This is a genomic window from Alitabrizicola rongguiensis, assembly GCF_021491355.1.
Classification (GTDB): domain Bacteria; phylum Pseudomonadota; class Alphaproteobacteria; order Rhodobacterales; family Rhodobacteraceae; genus Aliitabrizicola; species Aliitabrizicola rongguiensis.
Genome location: NZ_JAKENF010000001.1, coordinates 1 through 11,376, shown reverse-complemented (window position 1 = coordinate 11,376; position 11,376 = coordinate 1). Strand labels below are relative to the sequence as shown.

10 protein-coding genes are annotated in these 11,376 nt (G+C 66.2%); 2 read left to right on the top strand and 8 right to left on the bottom strand.

Annotation, left to right across the window (positions count from 1 at the left end):
• Positions 1–78 precede the first annotated feature (78 nt).
• From L0V05_RS00050 to L0V05_RS00020, 7 genes are all read right to left on the bottom strand, one after another.
• Positions 79–1,197, bottom strand: a complete 1,119-nt coding sequence (locus L0V05_RS00050; protein ID WP_234867126.1) for a Gfo/Idh/MocA family protein — start codon at positions 1,195–1,197, stop codon at positions 79–81.
• The gene (locus tag L0V05_RS00045; RefSeq protein WP_234867124.1) at positions 1,173–2,072 is read right to left on the bottom strand and encodes a polysaccharide deacetylase family protein; all 900 of its coding nucleotides are present in this window, start codon (positions 2,070–2,072) and stop codon (positions 1,173–1,175) included. The genes L0V05_RS00050 and L0V05_RS00045 overlap by 25 nt, the downstream gene beginning before the upstream one ends.
• Positions 2,069–2,860, bottom strand: coding sequence for an ATP-binding cassette domain-containing protein (locus tag L0V05_RS00040; protein ID WP_234867121.1), 792 nt, complete (start codon positions 2,858–2,860; stop codon positions 2,069–2,071). Before L0V05_RS00040 ends, L0V05_RS00045 begins: the two co-directional genes overlap by 4 nt.
• Positions 2,857–4,029, bottom strand: coding sequence for an ABC transporter permease (locus L0V05_RS00035; protein ID WP_234867119.1), 1,173 nt, complete (start codon positions 4,027–4,029; stop codon positions 2,857–2,859). The genes L0V05_RS00040 and L0V05_RS00035 overlap by 4 nt, the downstream gene beginning before the upstream one ends.
• Positions 4,030–4,107: 78 nt before the next feature.
• Positions 4,108–5,076, bottom strand: a complete 969-nt coding sequence (locus L0V05_RS00030; RefSeq protein WP_234867116.1) for a rhizopine catabolism ABC transporter substrate-binding protein — start codon at positions 5,074–5,076, stop codon at positions 4,108–4,110.
• An 80-nt stretch (positions 5,077–5,156) separates the two neighbouring features.
• Positions 5,157–6,056, bottom strand: coding sequence for a myo-inosose-2 dehydratase (iolE, locus tag L0V05_RS00025; protein ID WP_234867114.1), 900 nt, complete (start codon positions 6,054–6,056; stop codon positions 5,157–5,159).
• A 3-nt stretch (positions 6,057–6,059) separates the two neighbouring features.
• Positions 6,060–7,169, bottom strand: a complete 1,110-nt coding sequence (locus L0V05_RS00020) for a Gfo/Idh/MocA family protein (RefSeq protein ID WP_234867112.1) — start codon at positions 7,167–7,169, stop codon at positions 6,060–6,062.
• Positions 7,170–7,261: 92 nt separating this feature from the next.
• Here L0V05_RS00020 and mocR point away from each other — a divergent pair, with 92 nt between their 5' ends.
• Positions 7,262–8,713: a rhizopine catabolism transcriptional regulator MocR gene (mocR, locus tag L0V05_RS00015; protein ID WP_234867110.1), complete on the top strand. Its 1,452-nt coding sequence runs from the start codon at positions 7,262–7,264 to the stop codon at positions 8,711–8,713.
• A gap of 4 nt (positions 8,714–8,717) precedes the next feature.
• Here mocR and L0V05_RS00010 read toward each other — a convergent pair whose 3' ends face one another.
• On the bottom strand, positions 8,718–9,635 hold the full coding sequence (locus L0V05_RS00010; RefSeq protein WP_234867108.1) for a LysR family transcriptional regulator: 918 nt from the start codon (positions 9,633–9,635) through the stop codon (positions 8,718–8,720).
• 156 nt (positions 9,636–9,791) lie between these two features.
• Here L0V05_RS00010 and amaB point away from each other — a divergent pair, with 156 nt between their 5' ends.
• Positions 9,792–11,309: an L-piperidine-6-carboxylate dehydrogenase gene (gene amaB / locus L0V05_RS00005; RefSeq protein WP_234867105.1), complete on the top strand. Its 1,518-nt coding sequence runs from the start codon at positions 9,792–9,794 to the stop codon at positions 11,307–11,309.
• Positions 11,310–11,376: the final 67 nt, after the last annotated feature.

Here is an 11,376-nt window from a genome sequence, read left to right as displayed (position 1 = left end):
TCCCGAAGACAGGGCAAAGGCGCCCATTCGCTGTGCGAATGCCTTCCGGCTGTGCGTTTCGGGCGGCCAGACGGCGGGTCAGCCCGTCTTGACCCAAAGCCCGGTCTCCGCCGAGCGGGCAAAGGCGTGAATGGTCGCCTCGATCTTCAGTCCTTCGGCGAATCCGATGGATCGAGACGGTTCGCCCCGTATTGCCTTCACGAGTTCGGCCAGCTCGATCACCTTCAGTTCGTTGAAGCCAAGGCCATGCCCTGGGGCGGGGCAGAGCCGGGCATAGTCGCCATGCAGCGGACCGGAAAGGATACGCCGAAAGCCTCGGGATTCCGGTGGGCCTTCGGCGATGTAGAGATTCAGTTCGTTCATCCGCTCATTGTCGAGCCAGAGCATTCCCTTCGATCCATGCACCTCGACCCGCAGGCCGTTCTTGCGGCCGTGGGCGATCCGGCTGGAGGTCATCGTTCCCCGCGCGCCAGAAGCGAAACGGACAAGGGCGTGGGCGATGTCGTCATTTTCGACCTGGGCCGTTCCGCCCTGGGGCAGGGGGCGTTCGACATGCACCGTGTCCACCATCGCGGTAAGGCTCGCGATCTCGCCCATCAACGTCCGGGCAAGCGAGATCAGATGCACGGTCAGATCGCCCAAGGTGCCAAGGCCGGCCTCCTTCGCCTTCAGCCGCCAGGACCAGGGCAGGGCGGGATCGGCCATGTAATCCTCGTCGACCGAGCCGCGGAAATCGAAGGGGGTGCCGATGGCACCCTCGGCGATCAGGCGGCGCGCTTCCTGCAAGGCCGGGTTCTGCAGATAGGCATACCCGAGTGCAGTCCCCTTGCCGGACCTTGCCGCGGCATCGGTCATCGCTTGCGCATCGGCCATGGTCAGCGCCATGGGTTTTTCACACCACACATGCTTGCCAGCCTCCAGCGCCGCCACCGCCATCTCGCGGTGCAGCCCGTTGGGCGAAGTGATCGAGATCAGGTCGATCGATGGGTCCGCCAGCAGGTCGCGCCAGTCGGTCGTCGATCGGGCGAACCCCCAGGCCGAGGCGCTTTTCGCGGCATGGCCCGCCTCGACGTCGCACAGCGCCACGCGGTCTATCACCGGCACGTCGCCGTAGACGGCACGGACCGCGCCATAGGCCATCGCGTGGCATTTCCCCATGAAGCCCGTGCCGATCAGGCCGACGCCGATGCGTTCCATGTCCGTCCTCCGGTAGTCTGGCGGGCGCGCCAGCTGTCGCGCAGGTCCCGCATGCCGATGAATGTGACGTCCTGCCGATGCAGCCAGTCGGCAAAGCCCGGCGTGCGAAACAGGTCGTATTCCGCGCGGCGGATATGGTGGAAACCGGGGTCGATGGCCTCGATCTCGCCCGGCTTGGTGAAATGTAGCGCCAGGAAGGTCAGGCCCGGCTCGATCGCCGACAGAAGCTGGCGATAGGCAAGGTCAGGCGGGGCCGAGGGGCGCCAGTCGCTTTCGGCAATCCGGTCGAAGATCTCGAAGCCAAGGGCGCGGGCGATCTCGACCCCCGGTGCAAAGGCGTCGGCGCCAATGCCGGTCATGTTGTGCTGGCCGCCATAGGCCGCGAGGTTTGCGCAGAAGAGGGGCGGCAGGCGGTAGTCGGCGGCGATCCCCGCGTAGATCTCGGCGAATTCCGGGGCCAGCACCGCGCCCATGTGGTCGTCGAGATGGGTCACGTCGATCCCGGCCCCGAGTGCGGCGTCGATCTGGGCGCGCAGCTCCGCCTCGACCGCCTCGGGATGGGCCCGGGCGCGCAGTGTCGGCACATCGGGATGGAAGAACCCTTCGGCATCCGTCAGCCCGGCCGAGGCCGGGGGCCGGGTCAGGGGCCGCCATCGATAGCCCTTCATCTCGCTGGTCAGGGTCAGATGCACCCCCACATCCAGCTCCGGGCGGGCACGGGCCATTGCGGACAGTTCGGGAAACCACGGGCAAGGCACCATGACGGAGCCCGAGGTCAGGGTGCCCAGATCCCAAAGCTCGGCGAAAGCAGCATTCGCGCCGTGGCTCATGCCAAGGTCGTCGGCATGGATCACGACGCGGCGTGCGTCAGTCATCGTGCCTTCTCCAGCAGATCCTCGATCTCGCGCTCCACGGCAGCCATGTCCTCGCCGCCCGACATGATGCGCACGACCTCCTCGCGGGTGATGTCGGACTTGGCGTAGGTTCCTTTCGAGGTGCCCCGGTTGAGCAGGGTGAACTTGTCGGCGACCGGAAAGGCATGACTGATATTGTGCGTGATGAAGATCACCGCCAGGCCCCGCAACCGGGCCTCTATGACGAATTTCAGCACCATCGCCGCCTGATGGACGCCAAGCGCCGAGGTCGGTTCGTCGAGGATCAGCACCTTCGCGCCGAAATGGATGGCCCGAGCGATGGCGACCGACTGCCGCTCACCCCCCGACAGGGTGCCCACCGCCTGTGATGGGTCACGCACCTGGATGCCCACATCGATCAGCGCCTGTCTGGCGATCTTGTTGGCATGGTCGAGGTCGAAGCGACGGAACGGGAAGATGCCCTTTTCTGGCTCTCGCCCGAGGAAGAAGTTCCGCGCGATCGACATCAGCGGGATCAGGCCAAGATCCTGGAAAACCGTCGCCACGCCTGCGTCGGTCGCATCGCGCGGCGAGCGGAACACGACCGGCTCGCCGCTGAGCAGGATCTGACCGTCACTTGGGCGGTGGACGCCCGATAGGATCTTGATGAGCGTCGATTTCCCCGCGCCGTTGTCGCCCAGCAGGCAGTGCACCTCGCCGGGATTGACGGCAATCGACACGTCATTCAGTGCGATGACCGAGCCGAAGCGCTTGGAGACGTTGCGAAGTTCGATTGCAGGCGTGGTCATGACTCGACCCTTTCGCCAAGGGCGCGGGCGCGCCCGTAGTTGTTGACCAGCACGGCGGCAAGGATCACGAGGCCAAGGAAGACCTTGAACCAGTCTGTGTCGATCCCGGTATAGAAGATGCCCATCTGGACGAGGCCGAAGATCAGCGCGCCGAAGGCCGCGCCCAGAACCGTGCCGTAGCCCCCGGTCAGGAGAACCCCACCGATGACGGCGGCGATGATCGCCTCGAATTCCTTCTGGGTGCCGCGCACGGTATCGGCGGACCCGGCCTCCATCACCTGAATGGTGGCAAGCAGTGTGGCGGCCACGGCGGTCACGATGAAGAGGGTGATCTTCACCCGCGCCACCGGCACGCCGACATTGCGCGCCACCGTGGCATCGCCGCCCGAGGCGTAGATCCAGTTGCCGAACTTCGTCTGGGTCAGCACCCAGCCCGCGAGGCAGGTGACAGCGATCCACCAGACGATCGACATCGGGATGCCCGGCACGAAGGGCATGCCGTCGCCCTTCGTCGCAATCCAGCCCTGGGTGCCCATCCACTGGAACAGGCCGGTCAGGACATGGCCGTTGAAAATCGCCGCCGTCCACGGATCGGGCGGGTTGTCGAGGATGTAGGGGATCTGCGTTCGCCCCGTCACCGCGCGGGTGATGCCGATCGAAAGGCCGCGCAGGATGAACAGTGAAGCGAGCGTCACGATGAAGGACGGCAGCCGCGTCTTCACGGTTATGTAGCCGTTCAGGTAGCCGACCAGCACCGCCACCGCAAAGGCCGCCCCGATCGAGGCCCAAAGGGGCCAGGCAAGCTGCGTGACCAGAAGCCCGATCACGATCCCGGCGAAACCCACCATCGAACCGATGGACAGGTCGAACTCTCCCGCGATGATGAGAAGCGCCACGGCGGCGGCCAGGATGCCCAGCTCTGCCGACAGGGTCAGGAAGGTCATCGCCCCTTGGAGCGAGTAGAGCGAGGCAGCCCCCGGCAGGACGGCAAAGACGAGGAAAGTGGCAATCAGTCCCAGCACGACCCCGGCTTCGGGGCGGCGCATCAGGCGGGTAAAGGCCGAGGCCTTAGCGACGCGCTCATCGGGCCGGTCAAGGGATTTCCGCGTGATCTCGGGTGCGCGGCCTTGGGCCGCCGCCGCAGGCGGAGGGGTCGGTGCATCGGTCATCTGACTGGTCTCTGGTCCCGGTAGGTGGGCCGGGGGCGGGGTGGAGATCCCGCCCCCGGAGGATAAGGAAGGGGCGCCTTAGCGCGTCCCTTCCTTGGAGAGCACTTGGATCGCCTTGGCCTTTTCCGGCGAGTCGACGAACAGCGGGCCAGTGTAGATGTTGTTCTGCACCATCAGCCCGTGTGTGGCATTCTGCACCAGAAGCACGACCGGCAGGTAGCCCATCAGATATTGCTGCCCGTCGATGCCGAAGCCCATCTTGCCGTCGGCGACCGACTGCAGGATTTCCGGGCCAAGGTCATAGGTGAAGAGCTTGTACTTCGACCACAGGTCCTGCTCGTCGAAATATTTGATGAGCGGGTTGGCCCCGGCGGTGCCGGTGGCGAAGACCGCCTGGGTGTCAGGATGCGAGGCGAGATAGGCCTCGACCCGGCGGGTCACGTCGCCGGGGTCCTGCGACACGGCCACCACTTCTGAGGTGCCGTTCGATGCCTTCAGCCCGTCGGCGATGCCCTGGCAGCGCTGGTCGAGGCTGATGTTGCCGACCTCGTGGTTGATGCAGGCAACCTTGAGGATACCGGCTGCTGCCAGCTTCTCGCCCGCCTTGATGCCGGCCTTGTATTCCGAGGTCGTGCCAACATAGAGCGGCACGCCAAGCTCGGCGCCTTCAGGTTCACCCGAGTCGATGTTGACGACCGGAATGCCGGCATCGACTGCCGACTTGACGGCTGTGGCAAGCGCATCCTTGTCGGGGATCGAGATCACGAGGCCGTCTGGCTTGGTTGCCACGGCCGCCTCGATCAGGCGCGCCTGTTCGACCGAGTCGAAGACCTGCGGCGCGATGTACTGCACCTGCGCGCCGGTCGCGGCGGCGGCGTCATCGACCCCGCGCTTCACGACCGACCAGTAGGCGTCGGAGGAGTTGCCGTGCACGACGACCGCGATTTTCACGTCGGCCGCCGCCTTCAGACCCTCGGCAGAGGCGGCCCCGGCCAGGAGGCCAAGGGCGGCAACGGCCGCGGGCACGAACTTGATCCGTTCGAACATTGTCTTCGTCTCCCTGTGGTTGGAGCCGGCCGGATTGGTCCGGCAGGCTTTCGCTTGGTGTTGGTGCTCTTGCCGGCCCCTCAACCCGTAACGGTGAACCCTGCCTCCTTGGCCATGCGAGAGAGGTTCTGGAACCCCAGGGTCGCATAGGTCAGCGGATGGGCCTTCTTGGGGTCCTGTTCCGCCTCGACCACCAGCCAGCCGGAATAGCCCGCATCATGCAGGATCTTCAGAATGGTCGGATAGTCGATGATGCCGTCGCCCGGCACGGTGAAGATACCCTCCATCACCGCGCCCATGAAACTCATGTCCTCGGCCCGCGCCTTTTTCAGGATGTCGGGACGGGCGTCCTTGCAATGGACATGCACGACGCGCTTCACGTGCTTGCGCAGCAGCGCCACCGGATCGCCGCCTGAGAAGATCGAATGGCCGGTGTCGTAGAGCAGCCCGACCGCCTCGCCGGTGTGCTGCATCATCAGGCCCACTTCCTCGTCGGTCTCGACGATGGTGCCCATGTGGTGATGGAAGGCCATGCGCACGCCGAAATCGGCGAAGCGTTCGGCCAGCGCCGTGAGCTTTTTCCCATAGGTCGGCCATTCCGCCGCGCTCAAGGCCGGGCGCTGCGAGATTGGCCCCCAGATCGCCCCGTGCCGTCCGCGCGAGGTGTCGGCATAGACGACATGGGTCGCGCCCAGATCACGCAGCAGGGTCAGGTGCGGGGTGATGGCCTCGAATTCCTCCTCGACCGATTTCTCGTCACAGCGACCGTCATACCAGCCGGAGACGAGGGAGAGGCCGTAGCTGTCAAGGATCGGCCCCAGAACCTTGGAGTCGCGGGGAAACTTGCCCCCAAGCTCGGTTCCGGCGTAGCCCGCCTGTTTCGTCTCCGACAGGCAGGTTTCCAGCGGGGTGTCGCCGCCCAGTTCCGGCACGTCGTCGTTGGTCCAGGTGATCGGGTTGATCCCGATGCGCACGCTCATGTGTCAGCCTTTCCTTGCATTATGGGTCATGTGCCAGGCGGCGAGACCGGCGAGCAGGTCCATGTCCCGCGCCGCCGCCTCGGCGGTGTTGCGCACGGCCTCCTGCCCGCAGATCGCGCGGTGGAAGCCCATCAGTTCCTCGACGAAGGCCTCTTCATATCCTGTCCGGATATCCGTCGACTGCAACGTCAGCCCATGCCCGCGGCGTTCCGTCAGCCGGGTCGGTGCGTGGTTCAGCCAGGGCGAGGGGAATTCGAGCTCCAGCGCCGAGCCTTCGAAGGTCAGCGTGATCCGCTCGGAGTAATGTGGCAGGGAAGGCGTGGTGAGATGCGACATAGTCCAGAGTGCCGCGCCGCCGTTCAGGCTGACCGCGCCCTGTCCGCCGATCCCCCCGGCAAACAGCGCCGCGCCGGTTACGCCGTCCACCGTCGTGCCAAGCGCGTCGAGAATTCCATGCACCGCATTCACGTCATGGACGATGGACGAGGCATAGGCGGCGCAGAATCCGCGGAAACCGGTCTCGTCCAACGGCACCTTGACCGCACGCGCAACCTGCTCGGCCTGCATCGCGCGCAGAGCCTGCCCTGCCTCGGGCGGCAGGTCCGACCCAAGCTGCCATTCGTGATGGCGGATGAAGGGGGCCGCGTCCGGATCATAGACTTCAACTGCCACCTGCAAGAGCGTGCCAGACTGGTCAGGCAGGCGGGCCAGCAAAGCCTCATAGCTCGGGTCGAAGCGCTTCATATAGCCGGCTTGGAGGACGCGACCGGCCCTGTCGCGCTGCGCGGCGAGCTTCAGGATATCTTCGGACGCATAGCAGAGCGGCTTCTCGCAGAAGACGTGCAGGCCCGCATCGAGCGCCGCCGAGACATGGGCATAATGCAGGGCATCGGGCGAGGCGATGACGACGGCATCGAGCGGCATCGCCAGCAACTCCGCCGGATCTGCAACGGTCGGGACGCCGTAGCGGCCAGAGACGAAATCGCGCGATGTGGAGGAAGGATCGGCAGCGACCTTTAGATCAAACAATGCCGGCAGGCGCAGCAGGTTCGGGATGTGCTCGACCTGAGCCACACCACCTGCACCGATGACGCCCACCTTCAGCCGTGACATTCCGTTGGGTCCCCCCTGATCCGATGAAGGAATGCTAGCGCCGATCTGGTTCCTGAATTAGAACCAGATCACCACGATTTTGAGGAACCACTTTGACCACAGGGTTCGCCCTAGAGAGCATCGCACTTGATCGCGACAGCCGGGTGCCGCTGCACCAGCAACTCTACCAGCGCCTGCGCGGGTTGATCGAAGCGCGCCACCTTACGCCGGGCATGGCGCTGCCTTCGACGCGTGCCTTGGCGCAGGATCTGCTGCTGGGGCGGAATACGGTGATCGCTGCCTATGAACAGCTTGCCCTCGAGGGTTTCCTGCAGACCGGGCCGGGTGTTCCGCCGGTCGTCCGCGACCTGGCGTTGGGGCAGGGAAAGGGCCTCGCGCCGCCGCAGGACGTCCGGCTTTCAGCGCGCGGCAGGGTCATGGCCGACCAGCCCTATCACCACGGCGAACCGGGGGCGACGGCCTTTCACCCCGGCCTGCCCGATGTCGGCCAGTTCCCCTTCAACACCTGGTCACGCCTGCTGACCCGGCGCGCCAAGGCGGCGCGGAGCGATCTGTTCGGCACCTATTACGTGACCGGCTATCCGGAGCTGCGCGAGGCGATCGCCCGCTATCTGTCTGCCTCACGCGGGGTGATCTGCACGCCGGATCAGGTGGTTGTCACCAACGGGGCGCAATCGGCCTTCGACCTGATCGCGCGGCTGCTCCTTGACCCCGGCGACTCGGTCTGGATGGAGGAGCCGGGCTATTACGGCGCTGCCGCCGCCTTCCTGTCCGCCGGGGCTCGGCTTTTGCCCCTGCGGGTGGGCGATGCCGGCTGGGATCTGGATCCGCCCGAGGGTGGTCCGCCGCGGGCGATCTTCGTCACGCCGTCCTGCCACCATCCGCTTGGGCTGACCATGTCGATGGGCCAGCGGCTTGACCTGTTGCGTCTGTCGGACCGGTGGGGCGCCTGGCTGATCGAGGATGACTACGACAGCGAATATCGCTTTCAGGGCCAGCCTATCCCGGCGCTGCAGGGGGTATCCTCGGGCGAGCGCACGATCTTCGTCGGCACCTTCGCCAAGATCCTCTTTCCCGCCATGCGCCTCGGTTATGTCGTCCTGCCGCCTGCACTGCTGGCCCCGGTGAAGGCCGCGCTCAGCGCCACGGGGCATTTCGCGCCGCTCCTGACCCAGGCGGCGCTGGCGGATTTCGTGGCAGAGGGGCATTTCGCCCGCCACCTGCGCCGGACCCGGCGCCTGTACGCGCACCGGCGCGAGACATTCTTTGCCCTTTTTGACCGGTTCCTCGGGGCGTCGATGGTGCTGTCCCGCGCCGATACCGGTATCCAGCAGGTGGCGCGGTTCCTCTACCCGGTCGATGACCGAGAGGTTGCGGCGCGCGCCGGGCGGGATGGTGTGAACGTGTCGCCCCTGTCGATGCAGTACCGGCACGGCAACCCGTTGCAGGGGTTGGTCTTCGGCTTTGCTGCTGTCGAGGAAAAGGACCAGATGCGCGGTTTCCGCCGGCTCTCGGCCGTAGTGGATCGCTCGATCCGACAGTGACCTGTCACGAGGAAGGGCGTTTCTCGACCTCCTCCATCATCCAGCTTCGGAAAGCGCCGGACAGGGCCGAGGTTGCCGCGTCCTCGGGCAGGACCGTGTAATAGGCGCCGTCCGTCTGGTCGCGGACGGGTGCGAGCGGGACAAGTTCGCCGCCGGCAAGGTCGCGCTCGACGAGGTAGGTCGGCACAAGCCCGATCCCGACCCCGGCCCGCGCCGCCTCGATCACCATGGCGAAAAGGTCGAAGCGATGGCCTTCGAAGGCCGCCGAATCCTCGACCCCCGCGTCGCGCAGCCAGCCGTCCCAGAGGCGGGGGCGGGATTCGAGGTGAAGAAGCGGCAGCCGCGCGATCTCGGCCGCCGACGGGGCCGCTCCGATTCCCATGCGCGCCCGGCCCTCGGGCGAGATGACGGGCAGAACTCGTTCCCGGCAAAGGAAGGTGCAGACCCCGCCCGCCCAGACCGGACGGCCGTAATGAATGGCAAGGTCGAACCGGTCGCGGGTCAGGTCGAACGGGTCAATCCGCGAGCCAAGCACGACCTGGATGCGAGGGTTGCGTTCGAGGAATCGCGGCAGGCGCGGCAGCAGCCAATGCGTGCCGAAGGTCGGCAGCGTCGCAACCCGCAGCACGCCTTCGAGGTTGCGGATGCCAAGTGCGGTCATGGTCAGCGCCTCGGCCTGGGCGAGCAGGGCCTGCGCCTCAGGCAGAAGGCGGCGGCCGTTTTCCGACAGGATAACCCGCTGGCGGACCCGCTCGAACAGGAGAAGCCCGAGCCGCCCTTCCAGCTCCTTGATCTGGCGGCTGACCGCGCCCTGAGACAGGTTCAGCTCCGCCGCCGCCTGCGTGACGCTGCCATAACGGGCGACTGTGACGAAGGCCTGGAGCGCGACAAGGTCGGGAACAAGGGAACGGCTGAGGGTCATTGTGCAACTCGATGAACTTGGCCCCGTGCTCCTGCCAAAGCATCAGGATCGGCCGCGTCTTGATGCGCAGAGTGCATGAACTCTGCAGAAGGCGTCAATGGCATCCATCGGATCCCGGTGCTAGGGTGCGCCGCGAAAACCCGAGGGGAGTCGATCATGGGCAAGACATACGCGGACGAAGCGCAGGACATTCTGGCAAAGCTGAGGGTCAAGCTGCCCAAGCAGGACAAGCCCGCGATCGCGGTGAAAAGCCCCCTGACCGGTGAAGTTCTGGCCGGACTTGGCGAGATGACCCCGGCCCAGCTCGATCCGGTGATCGCCCGCGCCCGCAAGGCCTTCTTCGACTGGCGCGTGGTTCCCGCGCCGCGCCGGGGCGAACTCGTGCGACTGCTGGGCGAGGAACTGCGCGCGTCCAAGACCGAGCTTGCGAAACTCGTCTCGCTCGAGGTCGGCAAGAGCGCCTCGGAAGGCGCGGGCGAAGTACAGGAGATGATCGACATCTGCGACTTCGCCGTGGGCCTGTCGCGCCAGCTTTACGGCCTGACCATCGCCTCGGAACGTCCGGGCCACCGCATGATGGAAACCTGGCATCCGCTCGGCGTCGTCGGCGTGATCTCGGCCTTCAACTTCCCCGTCGCCGTTTGGTCCTGGAACGCCGCGCTGGCGCTCGTCTGCGGCAACCCGGTCGTTTGGAAGCCGTCGGAAAAGACCCCGCTGACCGCGCTGGCATCGCAGGCCATTTTCGAGCGCGCCCTGGCTCGTTTCGGCACCGCGCCCGAGGGCCTGAGCCAAGTCGTGATCGGCGGCCCGGCACTTGGCGAGAAACTGGTTGCCCACAAGGACGTCGCGCTGATCTCGGCGACCGGATCGACCCGCATGGGCCGGGCGGTGGCGCCTGTAGTGGCCGCGCGCTTTGGCCGGGTGATCTTGGAACTCGGCGGCAACAATGCCGGCATCATCTGCCCCTCGGCCGATCAGGAACTGGCGATCCGCGGCGTGGCCTTCGCCGCCATGGGCACCGCTGGCCAGCGGTGCACCACGATGCGCCGGACGTTCGTGCATGACTCGATCTACGACGCCTTCGTGCCGCGTCTGAAGGCAGCTTTCGCCTCGGTCTCGGTCGGCAACCCGCTGGAAACCGGCGCGCTGGTCGGCCCGCTGATCGACGGCGCCGCCTTCGAGCGGATGGAAGCGGCGCTGAAGGCGGCCAAGGCCGCGGGCGGCACCGTGCATGGCGGCGGGCGGTATGAGACGAACCACCCCGACGCCTACTATGCCAAGCCGGCGCTGGTCGAGATGCCCGAACAGAAGGGCCCGGTGATGGAGGAAACCTTCGCGCCGATCCTCTACGTCATGCGCTACACCGACTTCACCGATGTGCTGGAAAAGCACAATGCGGTGGCGGCGGGCCTCTCCTCGTCGGTCTTTACCCGGGACATGCGCGAGGCAGAGCAGTTCCTGTCGGCCGCCGGATCGGATTGCGGCATCGCCAACGTCAACATCGGCACCTCGGGCGCCGAGATCGGCGGCGCCTTCGGTGGCGAGAAGGAAACCGGCGGCGGGCGCGAAAGCGGCTCGGATGCGTGGAAGGCCTACATGCGCCGCGCCACCAACACGATCAACTATTCCGCCGACCTGCCGCTGGCGCAGGGTGTGAGCTTCGACATTGGCTGAGCGCCGTCTGAAGGACTGAACTGATGGACCGCGCGGAGATTGTGCACGAGAACTTCCGCCGTCGGGT

What these genes read in the sequence shown, in the direction of transcription:
- L0V05_RS00050 (WP_234867126.1), bottom strand. Translation starts at nt 1,197, where the DNA reads ATGGAACGCATCGGCGTCGGCCTGATCGGCACGGGCTTCATGGGGAAA.
- L0V05_RS00045 (WP_234867124.1), bottom strand. Translation starts at nt 2,072, where the DNA reads ATGACTGACGCACGCCGCGTCGTGATCCATGCCGACGACCTTGGCATG.
- L0V05_RS00040 (WP_234867121.1), bottom strand. Translation starts at nt 2,860, where the DNA reads ATGACCACGCCTGCAATCGAACTTCGCAACGTCTCCAAGCGCTTCGGC.
- L0V05_RS00035 (WP_234867119.1), bottom strand. Translation starts at nt 4,029, where the DNA reads ATGACCGATGCACCGACCCCTCCGCCTGCGGCGGCGGCCCAAGGCCGC.
- L0V05_RS00030 (WP_234867116.1), bottom strand. Translation starts at nt 5,076, where the DNA reads ATGTTCGAACGGATCAAGTTCGTGCCCGCGGCCGTTGCCGCCCTTGGC.
- iolE (WP_234867114.1), bottom strand. Translation starts at nt 6,056, where the DNA reads ATGAGCGTGCGCATCGGGATCAACCCGATCACCTGGACCAACGACGAC.
- L0V05_RS00020 (WP_234867112.1), bottom strand. Translation starts at nt 7,169, where the DNA reads ATGTCACGGCTGAAGGTGGGCGTCATCGGTGCAGGTGGTGTGGCTCAG.
- L0V05_RS00010 (WP_234867108.1), bottom strand. Translation starts at nt 9,635, where the DNA reads ATGACCCTCAGCCGTTCCCTTGTTCCCGACCTTGTCGCGCTCCAGGCC.
- amaB (WP_234867105.1), top strand. Translation starts at nt 9,792, where the DNA reads ATGGGCAAGACATACGCGGACGAAGCGCAGGACATTCTGGCAAAGCTG.